The organism is Pseudoalteromonas sp. DY56-GL79 (genome assembly GCF_041414765.1).
Lineage (GTDB): Bacteria > Pseudomonadota > Gammaproteobacteria > Enterobacterales > Alteromonadaceae > Pseudoalteromonas > Pseudoalteromonas piscicida.
The window spans coordinates 29119-42698 of record NZ_JANHZS010000012.1 but is presented as its reverse complement, the minus strand read 5'-3'; the positions used below and the strand labels follow the sequence as shown (position 1 = coordinate 42698).

At 42.6% G+C, this 13580-nt stretch carries 14 protein-coding genes; 8 read left to right on the top strand and 6 right to left on the bottom strand.

Translation table 11 applies throughout. The features are described 5' to 3' along the window. Window positions 1-9: 9 nt before the first annotated feature. Window positions 10-2214 (bottom strand): CapA family protein, encoded by a 2205-nt coding sequence (locus NO992_RS10200; protein ID WP_371376676.1) that lies wholly within the window; start codon window positions 2212-2214, stop codon window positions 10-12. 290 nt (window positions 2215-2504) lie between these two features. Between NO992_RS10200 and tyrR the strand changes: the two genes are divergently transcribed. Continuing rightward, complete coding sequence (gene tyrR, locus NO992_RS10195) at window positions 2505-4061, top strand: transcriptional regulator TyrR (RefSeq protein ID WP_010370766.1); 1557 nt, start codon at window positions 2505-2507, stop codon at window positions 4059-4061. A gap of 24 nt (window positions 4062-4085) precedes the next feature. Here tyrR and NO992_RS10190 read toward each other — a convergent pair whose 3' ends face one another. Next, on the bottom strand, window positions 4086-4652 hold the full coding sequence (locus tag NO992_RS10190) for a hypothetical protein (protein ID WP_010370769.1): 567 nt from the start codon (window positions 4650-4652) through the stop codon (window positions 4086-4088). 200 nt (window positions 4653-4852) lie between these two features. Here NO992_RS10190 and NO992_RS10185 point away from each other — a divergent pair, with 200 nt between their 5' ends. Beyond that, on the top strand, window positions 4853-5386 hold the full coding sequence (locus NO992_RS10185; RefSeq protein ID WP_026345578.1) for an acyl-CoA thioesterase: 534 nt from the start codon (window positions 4853-4855) through the stop codon (window positions 5384-5386). A gap of 74 nt (window positions 5387-5460) precedes the next feature. Here the strand turns inward: NO992_RS10185 and NO992_RS10180 are convergent, their stop codons facing one another. Then, a complete protein-coding gene (locus NO992_RS10180; protein ID WP_010370776.1) occupies window positions 5461-6111 on the bottom strand; it encodes an OmpW family protein in 651 nt (216 codons plus the stop codon). Window positions 6112-6368: 257 nt separating this feature from the next. Here NO992_RS10180 and dapE point away from each other — a divergent pair, with 257 nt between their 5' ends. The 4 genes from dapE to NO992_RS10160 all read left to right on the top strand — a co-directional run bounded on the left by dapE (window position 6369) and on the right by NO992_RS10160 (window position 9408). Continuing rightward, window positions 6369-7550 carry a succinyl-diaminopimelate desuccinylase gene (gene dapE / locus NO992_RS10175; RefSeq protein ID WP_222242726.1) on the top strand — a complete coding sequence of 394 codons (1182 nt, stop codon included), beginning with the start codon at window positions 6369-6371 and terminating at the stop codon, window positions 7548-7550. A 155-nt stretch (window positions 7551-7705) separates the two neighbouring features. Further along, the gene (locus NO992_RS10170; protein ID WP_010607857.1) at window positions 7706-8152 is read left to right on the top strand and encodes an Hsp20 family protein; all 447 of its coding nucleotides are present in this window, start codon (window positions 7706-7708) and stop codon (window positions 8150-8152) included. Window positions 8153-8340: 188 nt separating this feature from the next. Further along, entirely contained in the window at window positions 8341-8712 is a 372-nt protein-coding gene (locus NO992_RS10165; protein WP_010370784.1) for an acyltransferase, read from the top strand. Between the two features lie 27 nt (window positions 8713-8739). After that, a complete protein-coding gene (locus tag NO992_RS10160) occupies window positions 8740-9408 on the top strand; it encodes a hypothetical protein (protein WP_222242727.1) in 669 nt (222 codons plus the stop codon). Window positions 9409-9458: 50 nt separating this feature from the next. On the opposite strand, the gene NO992_RS10155 is transcribed toward NO992_RS10160, so the two are convergent. From NO992_RS10155 to NO992_RS10145, 3 genes are read right to left on the bottom strand one after another with little or no spacing between them, the layout of a single operon-like run. After that, window positions 9459-9971, bottom strand: a complete 513-nt coding sequence (locus tag NO992_RS10155) for a hypothetical protein (RefSeq protein WP_222242728.1) — start codon at window positions 9969-9971, stop codon at window positions 9459-9461. Continuing rightward, a complete protein-coding gene (locus NO992_RS10150; protein ID WP_371376668.1) occupies window positions 9968-11146 on the bottom strand; it encodes a peptidyl-prolyl cis-trans isomerase in 1179 nt (392 codons plus the stop codon). The genes NO992_RS10155 and NO992_RS10150 overlap by 4 nt, the downstream gene beginning before the upstream one ends. Then, window positions 11146-12156 carry a phospholipase gene (locus NO992_RS10145; protein WP_010370794.1) on the bottom strand — a complete coding sequence of 337 codons (1011 nt, stop codon included), beginning with the start codon at window positions 12154-12156 and terminating at the stop codon, window positions 11146-11148. Before NO992_RS10145 ends, NO992_RS10150 begins: the two co-directional genes overlap by 1 nt. A gap of 211 nt (window positions 12157-12367) precedes the next feature. Here NO992_RS10145 and NO992_RS10140 point away from each other — a divergent pair, with 211 nt between their 5' ends. Both NO992_RS10140 and NO992_RS10135 read left to right on the top strand, forming a co-directional pair. Beyond that, window positions 12368-13183, top strand: coding sequence for a MipA/OmpV family protein (locus tag NO992_RS10140; RefSeq protein WP_045961893.1), 816 nt, complete (start codon window positions 12368-12370; stop codon window positions 13181-13183). Further along, window positions 13173-13571, top strand: a complete 399-nt coding sequence (locus NO992_RS10135) for a DUF3019 domain-containing protein (protein WP_010370801.1) — start codon at window positions 13173-13175, stop codon at window positions 13569-13571. Before NO992_RS10140 ends, NO992_RS10135 begins: the two co-directional genes overlap by 11 nt. Window positions 13572-13580 lie beyond the last annotated feature (9 nt).

The window sequence follows — 13580 nt, the reverse complement described above, 5'->3', positions numbered from 1 at the left end:
TTTACTCTCTTATTGTTGGCTAAAAGTGAGAGTCAGCTCAGTCGTCTTCGCTACTTTTACTTTAATAAATTCTTGGCCATGGATTTGTGCGCTTTGCCACTGACCGTTTTGAAGCTGCACAGGGCGCTGCCACGAGATCATCGCAATATCATCTAAAAATAAGGCACTTTCACCACTACTTGGTGGCGCCATGGAGAGGCCAAACTGGACTCCACGAGCAGGCAGCCCTTCATCACCAAGCACGACGGAATCGTCAGGTAAGGTAATATCTTGTCTAAACGTTTGCCACTCATAGCTCCCCGCTGGCTTTAATTGGGGCGTTGACTCAGAAAAGATAAGGCTATCTTCTGATGTTAAGATACGAATATCAGCCTTAAACTCACCAGCGTTCTCTCCTTTGGCATAACCAAAGAGCGAGAGCTCATGGTAAGCCTGTGCTGTGCTCGGCGCTGGTGTAATAGGCATGGTACGAATTGTGTGTTTGAACGGCACACGCGTTGGTGTTTCGTTAAATTGCGTTCGTTGTAAACAAAGCCCTTGTACGCCACGATATTTGCCGACTAAACACGGCGCGATATCGTCGGCCTCAATTAACCAACGAGAGACTTCCCCTTTTTCGTTATCGCTGTCCCAGTCTTCAAAATCCCCAAAGAACAATAAGTCTCGTCCAAGCACAATCTCTGCTTGAGCATCACTAGCTGTGAGTTTACTAAGGAACTCAGCACTGCTTGAATATTGGCGTAAATCGACAATATGCTCACCGGCTTCTAAGGTAATAACTTGTTGCTCGGTTGCTTTTGCTTGAACCGGTTTATCGAAGGTGACTTCTGCAAATCCCGAGCGCAATGAGATACCGACTTCGGGTGAAGAAAATTCAGCGATACGTTTTAGTAGGGCATTGGCAAGGTCGCCACTTACAAACTTAGGAACATAGTCTTCTAGATAAACGGGATAGGCTTTTAGTGCACTGATTTTAGGTGTGCCTGCAGTTTCTAACTCTACCACAGCTATCAGTCCTAAAAAGGTTTCAAGACGATTTTGCTCAAACACAAAGTTGCCTAGCCCAAGTATGCTTGGTACGCCATTGTATAAGCCAAACCCTTGCGCAACGTGAGGATGATGGGCAATCATCAAGTTAGCGCCATTTTTGGAAAGTAAATCAAATCGGTTTGAAATATACGCCGTTGGTGCGTATGAATACTCATCACCGCCGTGAAGCTGAGCCACAACAAAGCGGCCGTTGTTACTGGCTTGCACCACTGTTTCTTTCATACCATTGGTATCTGTTAGATCGGCAGCTCCCCCTTTAGCGTCTGATGCCACATAAGTGACGGTATGTTGATCGCCTGTAATAGAAGTCGCGGAAACAAAGTCTATGGTTGCTTCACCAAGGCTTAGACTATAGGGCTTAAATGCCTCTGCCGCGCTTGTGCCTGCGCCACTGTGTTTGAGTCCGGCTTGCTCGACGTACTTCAAGGTATCGTTCAGTCCAGATGCTCGATAGTCATAAACGTGGTTATTGCCAAGTGCGACATAGTCAATACCCAAATCATTGAGGGCAATTAATGACTCTGGCAGACTAAAAAATGCAAACTCTTTACTTGGATGGACCGTGGTTGGGTTTTTTAGGATTGGAGACTCCAAATTAACCGAAGCAAAATCGACATGTTTAAATAAAGGATGCATAAACTGCACCAGCGCTTGGGCATCAGGTCCTGCGCTTTGGGGCTGGATAAGTCCGTCAGGGGTGCTGGGCAATGAATTCCCCATGGTAATGAGGTCAGGGTTGAAATAACGACGCCCAAACATGGTATCACCCGCGAAAAGTACGGTTTTTAGCGTGCTTGACTTAGCTTTTAGTTCAAGCGTGAGCTGCTGTTCATTGTTATTTTGATTCGCAAAGGTAAAAACCAAGGGTAAATAATCGGGGTGAGATATTTCTGCAACATAAGCGCCGTATGCTAGAGTCGACAGGTCAAAGATACCATCGCTATTTGAAGTAAATGACAGACCATTTATTGTGAGGCTGGCATTGGCGATGGGCATTGCTTTTGTGTTTTGCAGCAATACGCTTAAGTTGGGCGTCTCGTTATCCCTATCTTGTTGGCTTTTATCTTCATCCTTATCTATTTGTGAAGGACCTGTTTCATTTGGGTCCTCTACTGAGCAGGCCGTGAGCGCAAATAGTAATACTACATTTAAGATTTTTTTCATTGTGGCCAGCCTGCTTTCAAAAAAGATACATTATCCAATTCTTTAGTATTATATCTGTAACTCTTTATGCGTTGCAATCCTTTGAAATGGAATGTAAGTTTCCAAATCAAAAACTTAACAAGCGCTGAAAAATGTCTTAAAAAACAACTTTTTTCAGTTCTTCATTAGTATAGGACAAGAATTTGCGAGGATAGCTAAAATTCTGTTCAATATTCTTTACGTTTTTCTAGTCGGCCAGCTATTCTTAGAGTATGATCTCGTCAATTGTGAAAACCCGCTTTGAGGAACAAATGCGTCTAGAGATACATTGCGCTGACCGTATTGGTATTGCCCAAGAAATTCTCAATATCTTGGTGAGTTACCGTGTCGATTTGAAAGGTATAGAAGTCGATTCAGTAAATTGTCGAATGTACGTGAGCTTTCCACCCATCGAATTTGAACAGTTTCAGAAGATTATGCCTGAGATCCGCTTAATCGATGGTGTTGAAGATGTTCGTACCACAGCGTTTTTACCGTCAGAACGTGAGCATAATGAGCTGAATACCTTGCTCAGTGCATTACCTGATGGTGTAATTTCTATCGACGCTAAAGGCTGGGTACGTCATTGCAATGACGCAGCTTGTCGCGACCTTAACATGGTTGAAAAGGAAGTGATCGGTGCCAACATTAACAACCTTTTGAAAGGGTTTAACTTTACCCGTTGGTTAGAAGGTAAAGAGGTGTTAGGCCAGACAACCCGTGTAGAAGTGGGTGGGGAAGATTTTATTGCTGATATTTTGCCAATTTCGGTGCCCCAAGGGATCGAAGGCGATGTATTAGCCGGTGCGGTGATTAACATTAAATCGCAGTCGCGATTAGGACAACAAGTCAGTGCGTTTCGTCGTTATGGCCAAGAAAGTTTTGCGACGATTCATAACCACAGCACAGCCATGCGTAGAGTCGTGCGTGAAGCCAGAAAAATGGCACAGCTAGAAGCGCCAATTCTGATCACAGGTGAAACTGGTACGGGTAAGGAGCTATTGGCTAGAGCATGTCATTATGCGTCTAACCGTTCGTTAAAGCCGTTTATTGCGCTTTCTTGTGCTTCGCTGCCAGATGACGTTGCCGAGTCTGAGCTTTTTGGTTATGCAGGCTATGAAGAAAATGCAGCGCCAAAACGTGGTGTATTAGAACAGGCTGATGGTGGCACGGTATTCCTTGACGAAGTGGGTGAAATGTCAACCCAGTTACAAACTAAGTTACTGCGTTTCTTACAAGACGGCACGTTCCGAAAAGTCGGTGACGAGAATGAAGTTAAGGTTAATGTTCGCATCATAGCTGCAACGCAAAAAGACTTGCCTGCCATGGTTCAAGAGGGCGTATTTAGAGAAGATCTCTACTATCGCATTAACGTACTAACGCTTGAAATTTCTCCACTGAGAGATAGAAAAGCAGATATCGGGCCTTTGGCTGAACATTTTGTACAAAAATATGCCCAACAAAATGGTCATCCAGCGCCAACACTTGCTAGAGAATGTATTGAGTTTTTAGAGAGTTACCCTTGGCCTGGTAATGTGAGGCAGCTAGAAAACGCCATTTATCGTGCAGTTTCGTTGCTTGATGATAAAGAGCTTCGTACTGAGCATCTAAACTTACCGACCTTTACCCATGACTTAGGTTATTTGGAGTCTGATTTTGAAGGGACGTTGGACCAAGCGGTGAAGCGATTTGAAGCAACCTTGTTGCGCAAGCTTTACCCCGCTTATCCGAGTTCAAGGCAATTGGCTAAACGTTTGGGATTAAGCCACACAGCCGTAGCCAACAAGCTGCGTGAGTATGGGATAAATAGAAAAACAGTCAAAGTATGATCTAAAGGCCACGTAATGTGGCCTTTATGATTTAGTTCCCATGTCTTTTGTCACGCCATCTACCTTAATATTCTTGATGCCATCTTCTTCAAAAGAGACTGTGATACTGACGTTATCTCGCGCAAAGAAGTAATCTATCCCATTTACCGTTAAGACGTAATTACCCTTTACAGAGTCGCTAAACTCTTTTTTCACAAGAGAGATGTGATGATCTGCAATTTGCCACTTAAATTCAGAAATAAAACCTTGATTGAATTCTTGGATCCACACGCGGGTATCGTCTTTACTCAGTGTAATGGCAACTGAGTAAGACTCTGGTAGTTCAGACATGTCATAATGATTTGCACCGATGCGAAACTGTTCAGTCTGTTTGTTCCAAGCAAAACCAAACTCAAACGCTTTCTCTACACCGGTTGGGTAGGTTAGCGCGCCTTCTCCTTTATAGTCAAAGTCTGCGTAACACATACTGGAAAAGGCAAATAAGGTGGAACAGGTAACAAGGGATAATTTTTTCATTGACTTCACTTCAGCTATTTTACTTAATTTGAGGCTCGCGTATGTAACAACCGAACTCATTGTTTTTAAGCTCATTTTATGGGCCTTTCTGGTCATGCTAGAAAGGCGTTCATTTTTTGAAGCTCAGGTTATTAATCTAGTTTACCGACAGCATTACCGCAACCAAGGGTCAAAGTAATGTATCGGTTATAGACGCAAGCGTAGCAAAATAATCACTTTAGAATATGAATTGCTATGCTAGAATCGAAAAATTATTAACTGGTAAGACCATTGTTATGAATTTATATTTTCGTTTACTGCTGCTGTTTTGGAGAATAAGACAGAATAAACAAACAGCAGATTCCATTTTGTCTCCGATAGATATTGAGTACCGCGCCCTGCCAAGCGATTGCGATATCAATATGCACTTGACTAATTCACGATACCTCGCATTTATGGACTTAGCACGCACTTGGATGACAGAGCGAGTTGGGTTATTTGCAGCTGTGATGAAACGCCGCTGGTTTCCAATTGTGAACGCAACGGCGATTACTTATATTCGCGATATCAAGCCGCTGCAAAAATTTACCATTACCACTAAGGTGGTGGGATGGGATCACAAATACTTTTACATTGAACAGCGCTTTCATTCTAAGCGTGGACTGCACGCGATTGCATATGTGCGTGGGGTATTCAAACGTAAGGGCGGTGTAGTTGCGGTCGAAGAAATGCTAGAAGTGGCTGGGTTTGACGGTGAGGTACCTATTTTATCTCCTGAGATTATGCATTGGAAAGCCATGTTAGAGGCAAAGAAAAACAGTAATCTATAAACTATAAAGGCCACATCAGTGGCCTTGGGGATTGAGAAAGTAACAGTAATTCTGTGTTCTATACGGTTTAGGTATTAGAACTTATATTTCACACCGAACATTGCTACAACAGGGTCTAGCTCTACGTCAGATGTTAGTGCCTTTACGCCGTTAGCGTAAACAGTTGCATCGGTGTTAATGTCCATTTTAGAGATCATGCCATGCAGACCCCACTTTTCATTTAAGTCGTAGTTAAAACCAATTTGTAATGCAATACCAAAAGAGCTATCCAAATCAACTTCTACGTCGTTAGTTTTTAGTGTTGCTTTCAGTGCTGCACTTGGCTCTTCATCGAAGAATACTGTGTAGTTCAGACCTGCACCGATAAATGGACGAAACTTAGCGCTTGCATCAAAGAAGTGATACTGTGCAAGTAATGTTGGTGGCAGGTGTTTAATGTCAGCGATTTCAGCCCCTGCTAAGCCACCAGCACCGTCAACTGTGTGAGAAAATGGTGTTGCCGCAACCAGTTCAAATACGATGTTATCGCTGTAGTGGTAGTCAAGCGTGATACCTAGCTGAGTATTTGAGTCAGCAACTAGACCAAGAGAGTTATCTTGATCAATTGCAGAAGCCGAATTGTCAGGGTTTACGTTAATAGCACCAACATTAACACTGAAATTTGCGTGTGCGAAGGGAGCAGCAACTAGCAGAGTAGATAAAAGTGCAGCGCTTAAAGTTTTCATTTTCTTCTCCTAACCCTATGTGAGGACATTTTTAAACTGTGAAACAGTGTGTTTTCAATGAAGCCATCTTAAAAGGGTTCAAAAAATGAAAAACTGTTCTAGATCAATTTTTAAATTGTAAGATTTCAGAAATTTTTGAAAGTTTGATTTAGATTAAGTTTTCTCGATGTCATTAATTTGCATTAAAACTGCAATGCTGTGGTCAAAGTTACATCTTTAAATAATTGCTAGATTTCACCTACAAATCATTCTTAGTTATGTCACTAGCAACACAGTATCAAAACCTCAGTACTTCATACGCGACAGAGATATTAACGCGTTTGATCCAAGCGCCTTCGGTTACGCCTTGTGATGCAGGCACTATCGCATTCATGTCAGAGCAACTCGCCGCGCTGGGCTTTACTATTGAGCAGTTTGAGGTGCAGGGAGTAAAAAACTTAATTGCAAGTTATCGCTTCTCTCAAGGACCAACCTTTGCTTTTTCTGGTCATGTGGATGTCGTGCCTGCAAATAATAAAGGCTGGATTGTGCCACCATTTAGTGCGCAGGTTATTGATGGCGTGATGTATGGACGTGGTGCTGCGGATATGAAAGGTGGCGTTGCCGCAATGCTTGCTGCAACCAAAACATTACTACAGCATCGTGAAAAATTACGAGGAAGCTTTTACTGGTTGCTCACTTCTGACGAGGAAGGTGAAGCGGAGTTTGGTTCTAAATTGATTGCAGAGCGATTAGCTGAAAATGGCATCGAGCTAGATGCTTGTTTGGTTGGTGAACCGACTTCACACCAAGTGGTAGGAGATACGGTTAAAAATGGTCGTCGTGGGGCGATTTCTGGGCGTATTCAAGTTAAAGGAAGAGCGGGGCATGTGGCTTATCCAGAACAAACGATTAATGCAGCTCACATCGCAGGCCAGTTGGTTAGTCAACTCGCGCTTTTACCTTGGTGGAAAGACGAAGCGGGATCGCAAACCACGCTGCAAGTTACTGGGATCACAGTTCCAAATATCGTGGATAATTTAGTGCCAGCAGAGTGTGAAATCACCTTTAATATTCGTTACAGCCATGCCTATAAGAGCCAAGAAGTTGTGCACTATATCCAAGAGTCGCTGGCTAAATCTGGTGCCATGTTAGCGATCAGTTGGGAGCGGCCTTGTGAGTCGTTTTATACCGGCGCAAAGCAAGAAAACTGTTTCTTAACGCTGGTAGAACAAGCAATCCAAGAAACAACGGGGCAATATCCGAGTTTAAGTACGGCAGGCGGCACCTCCGATGGTCGCTTCTTTGCGACCGGAAAAACACAAGTGATCGAATGCGGGGTAAAGAATGATTCAATTCATCAAGTGAATGAACATCTATCCCTCAGCGACCTGCATGCGATAGAAAAAATATACTTATCTGTTTTAAATAGGTTTTTTAAAAAAGTTGAAAATTTTTAAAAGAATTTTCTTGAAAATAAATCTGCTGACCATAAATAGCTTTATGAGGACGCCGATAGGGCCTCATAAATTAAATAACTATTTGTTTTAAAAGTGCTTATTGGTTCTTTTTGAAGAGTGAGCACCTATGTATAGCTTTAAGAGGATACAAGATTATGCGTACAGTAGATTTATCACCATTATATCGTTCATTTATCGGTTTTGATCATTTAGCTTCTATGATGGATGCTGCTGCGAGAACAGATAAACAACCTAGCTATCCACCATACAACATTGAAGCGCTAGGTAAAGACAAGTATCAAATTACTATGGCTGTTGCAGGGTTTACCGAGCAAGAGCTAACACTGGAATCAGAAAACAATACGTTGACCGTAAAGGGACAAAAGCAAGCGACTGAAGAAGCCAACGAGCGTAAATTTATTCATCAAGGGATCGCCGAACGCGGATTCGAGCGCAAATTCCAACTTGGTGATCATGTCAAAGTATTAGGCGCAGACTTAGCGCACGGCTTACTGGTTATTGACCTCGAGCGTGAGATCCCAGAAGCACTGAAGCCAAGAAAAATAGAAATTGGCTCGGGCAACTTGCTTGAAAGCAAGTAATATCAATCTAATTTATTGATTTCCAACTCGCCGCCGTCAGGCGGCTTTTTTTTGCCTAAATACAAAGCATTTGTTATTAGTAAAGTTATGCCTCACTTGTTATCCCCCAGAAAATGAAACTAGGACTAAGACAATACGTAAAAAGACGAAATGGTGTACCACTGGGTCATAGTCAGTCACTAGGAAACATGTTACGGCGCGCTTTCGGCGCTCAGTCTTTCGATGGCTTCTGGGTTTATTGGAATCCTATCTGGAGTTATTACTTGGCGCGCTTCGTATTTCGTCCATGTACAGCGAAAGTGGGGGGAAAACTTGGCTATTGGTTTACTTTTATCGTGAGCGGCGCATTGCATGACGTTATTGTTGGATTAGTAGTGGGAGAAACTATTTTTACATTTACCCCATTCTTTGCTGTACTCGGGGTTTTTGCGCTTGGATTTAAAGTGACGGGGTATCGTTATCCGAGTCAGCACTTTCTCATTGCATCTTTGTTTAATGGCTCGATCATTGTATTTAGTTTTTATCTAAGTAGTGTTTTTAGCGAGTTACTTGTATGGTAGAAGAAAAATATTGCGTTGAGATGAAGAATGGAGCTAAAAGATAAGCTGGTATTGTTGTTGAAATCAGGTGGGTTATCGTTACTCATCGCGGGTGGATTTTATACTTTGTTGTTTCACATGTCCGCACAATTTCATCACCAAGTGCAATTTTCGCCCTTTTCGCAAGATACTGGTGTAAACGCGATGCTAATTTATAGCTTCTTGGTTTTTCTATTTAGTGCCATTTTTAGCTATTTCTTTTTGAAAATGCATGCTGCCCGTCATGATATGCATGTCGATGGCTTAGTGCTAAGCATCAAATATACACACTTAGTGCTTTGGGGAGGTGTTGTCAGCATTGCGATTTATATCCTATTACACATGAATCAACATGTTTTGGTGTTAAATCAAGCCAAAGACAGCCACACTTCAGCTCAGCAACTTGAAGCGTTGGTTTCTTATCTGCCTGAAAGTGGCGATGTGATAGATCTTGCGGTTGCACAAAACCCCGCGACGGCACCAAACACGCTAACTTATTTGAGTCTAAAACGAGACTTTGCTACGCACTTAGCACTTGCCATGAATCCAAGTACTCCCAAAAAGGTGCTGGAAGAAATTATTAGCTATTATCACGGAGGTCAACAAGATGTAGTCCTCAATGCGGTGATGAAAAACCCTAATGTGGCTAGCGGCAAGGTTCAGCTGCAGGTACGTTAATTGTTTTCGTTTTTGGCAGGGGGTTAGGCGAGTGGAGCTACTGCCTAACTTTATTTGTTATCACGTTCGCTCAATTCAGTACGTAGTTTACTTTGCATGTCTTTAAGTGCCGTGATTTTATCTCTTGCCTCTTGTAACTGTTGTTGTGGTAATCCCTCTTTAATCCCACGTGCTAGCAGTACTTCTATTTGTGCTACTTTATCATCGACGGCCGCAATATACTGTTGTTTTAGCTTGGCGTCTTTTTGATCCAAATACGCTTGGTAAGCTTCGGTATCCGACAAATCCCCTTGAAAATCATCCATTTGCTTTTCTGCTTGGTTTATTGGCGGCAGATATTCAGGATCCGTGATTGGCTTAACGGCTTTGGGTGAGGTCTCTGCATTTGGTTTGATAGGAGCATAAGTATTGATTAACGTTTCAGTTCTTTTCTCCTGCTCGGGCTTTGTCTGCGAGGGGGGATTATATGTGGGGTTTTGCCAACCTATGCTGGCAAAACGCAGTGTGAATACAGCGATCACTGCCCCAAGGAATATGACAATCAATGCTTGCCAATACTTCATATTACCGCTCCGCTGTTTGCCGCTTTCCAAGCCATATAATCTTGCTCGAACTTGTGCTGAGCAAACTCTTGGGTCAGTGCCCGCAGTGCTTGGTAGCGTACTGTTTCACTTTTCACATCGTAGTAATCATATACCGGTGACTGACTATACAATACCAGCCATTCGCCACTTGGCGTGCGAATACTAGGTGTTATCTTGCCTTGTTGATTACTAAACGCCAGCTGTGTTTCCCATTTCGGCATGCTTTGGCGCGTCAGCGGAGTGAGTTGGGCCTGCCATATTAATATCGGGGTATATTTAGCGACGGCTTGTTGCCATGAGTGTGCATTTGCATAATCATTAAATTGCTGTGCGGCTTTTTGTTCGGGAAATTTCGCTGCGCTCGCACTGACTTGCTTGATGTATTTAAACCGCTTCTTATGACGCTCATAATACTTCGCGATAGCACTTTCTGGAATTTCATTTCTTAGGGTATCAACATACTGGCTTGTTGCACCATGCATTTCTTCCTTAACACCAAGAAAGGCCAACATGCTCGGCCTCAATAGTTCTGCGGTTACCACTTGTCGTAACTGTTCTATTGTTAGACCTTGCTTAGCAACATAAGGCTTTGCGGCGGTAAATAGCGCCTGTTGATTGAGATGTTGATTGACAATAGCTTGCAGTAACGCGAGTTCTCCCTGGTGAAGTTTAAAGCGGTTTTGCATTGATTGGCTATGTAATACTTGAGCAAGTGTCAGTGGCGCTGATTTTGTTAGTTGCAGCTGTTGCCATTTGAGTAATTGCTCAGCAGGGTATTGCCCATCAGCGGGGTACTGTCCTAGTAAAGACAGCATCTGATCCTTATCAAATACCAAAGGGTAGTGTTTTTTTTCAAGCTGAGAAAGTGCCGGGAACCAATGTAAGAGTGAGCTTGCGAGAAACTTATCGACGTGATATTCGGTGCTGAAACCAACGTTAGATTGGCGCTCCAAAATACTTGGGTTAAGTTGCTTCGCTTGGAATAATAAGAATTGATTTTCAAGTAACTGCGCCGTAGTTTGCTTTTTAGATAGCGTTCGGCCTTGCTCTAGGTAGAGTTGATGAACCAAAGTCGTCAGGGCTTTAGGTATACTTGGTGAGGCAAAGCTTGGTAAGCAAAAACTGCTTACCAAGAGAAGTAAAACAAATCGCATTATCTCACGTCCATCGCGTGATTGAGTAAGTGGACAACCATAGCTATCGCATGTGGGATCACTTGTTTTCCTGTATTTACGCGGTCGTAATGATCCTCAGAGTTCAATACGATACCACCTTGTGAGTAGGAGAAAGCGCCGCCTTGCGTTAGTAGTGGGCGGATGTCTGTTGAGTTAGTATCAACTGCACTAAAACTATTCATTGCTTGCTTGACCAAAGTAAAGTCATTTAATGATTCTTGATCATAATAGTCTTTCACCCAAGACTCCCAGCCAGCATGATTCAGATCTGATGTTGTCCAAGTATGGTGTGGTTGAAGTAAATCCGTGGTGTGAAATACAAAACCGAGTACTTGTGGGTTCCCGCTTTGCACGTAACTTTGGTACCAATACTGACCTAAGTTGTCAATCGGTTGAAAAGGCATTTCCTCAAAGTCATCATACATGCTGTACGTTGAGTGACTATCAATACGATAGTGCTTTTCTGTTATCCCATAACTATCGTATTCAGTGTCATCAGCACTAAACCATCCAGTTTCGCCGCCATGACCATCGTCTAAATAATCGCCTTTTAGCCAAGTCGCCGCCATCGTATCAACAGAGCCCCACACGGTTAACTTTTGATAGTTATAACCACCGAAGTCATTGCCGTGAGTATCAGCTCCTTGAGTATGGTTTTGGAAGTGCCAGTAGCTGGTGTATTTCACGATACTTTCAGCTGCACCCCAAAGAGGTGCCTGTACACAGTCACCCGTAATGGCACCACAAAAAAACGTATCTTCAAAATCATCGACGTCATAAGCTGCTTGACCTAGTAAGTTGGCAAGCGCAGATACAGACATACCGTTAGCTTGTGCGTAGGCTTGTAGCTTTGCATATTGTGTTGTTGTCGGGTTTTGCGCCATGTAGTTCACAGCGTCGATTACGATACGCTTATGTGTTTCTTGACTAAATGCATGGCTTTGACCAGCAGCGACTACTAGCGCCAAAGGGAGTAAATATTTTTTCATGAATTGCCTCTATTGATTTTAATTTATGTGAACGCGAATTTTTATGCTTAAAGCAAAGTGCGCTATTTAAAATAATTTATGTGAAATATTTATTAAAATAAAGTTAAATTATGTTCGGGTTAAAAATTAGAGAAGATGCTTGTTGGTCACAAATGGGTCAGGTATGATCTCGGGGAGAATTTAGGCACACCTGCGCTAAACGAATGGAACTATGAAAAAACTACTTATAATAATCAGTTTATTGTTACCGTTTTATGGAATTTGCGAAGAACAAAGTGACGAACTTGATGACGAGTTTGCTTGGCAGCTGAGTGTTGGTGCCTTTTACGTTGATATGACAATGCCAGCTTTGATTGGCACGGACTCGACATTCAAACATGGTACTTTTCTAGTCGATGCAAAAATAGAATATAAAAGTTTTTACTTGAATACCCACTCAGGAGATTTTTTTGGTGGCTCGGATATTGGTTACCAAATTATCAACAATGGTGAATGGGGAATTGATGCCATTTATGGCAGTTATATGTTGCCTTTTTCTGAACGTGGTTACTACGATACCGACGATGTGGTACCTGAGCTAAGAGGCATTCGTAAACGCGATCAAGATAATTCTTTAGGCTTTTCCTATTATCGCCATGTCGGTGAATTTCTTGCCGTTGCTGAAATAGTCTACGATGTTTTTGGTGACACAAATGGTTGGGTTTTTCACCTCGAAGCGACACGTAACTTTGAATTGAGGAACTGGGATTTATGGCTTAACTTTGGCGCTAATTATTATTCTAGTAATTTTCATAATTACTTCTATGGTGTTTCAGAGGATGAGGTCAATGACTATTTGACTCCCTATAAACCCGGTGCTTCGGCCTCGGCGTTCGTACAAATGCAACTAAATTATCCAATTGCAGAAGATTGGGTGTTTAGCGCAGGCGCATCATGGTTAGTTGGTTCTCAAGATACGTTAGATAGCCCCTTAGTTCGCTCTCGCCACGCCAGAGTATTCTTTACTGGGGTGAAATATGTATTCTAAATTAATCACATGGATAGTGTTGTTTCTTGGGATCATGTTGAGCCACCAGCTCCACGCCGAAGAAACTAACTCAGTGGGAATACTTCATGCTGTACCGAGCAAGTGTGTTGCCCTGAACCAGGGGAGGACTTGCTATGCGGACGTCAAAGTAACGGTAAATGCACCAACTGAAGGTGACTATTGCATTCGAGAGAGTTTGTCGAAAAAGATCCTCCAGTGTTGGGCCAAAGCGGATACTTTTAAATATGAGTTAGACTTTAGCTCTGATGAGAGTTTGAGCTATGAGCTTATCTCAAAGCAGTCTCGAGATGTGCTAGCAGTGACCACTATTGAAGTGAACTGGGTTCACAAAGTAAAAACCAAAAAAAGGCGTTGGCGCCTCTTTTAATGTTTAGGC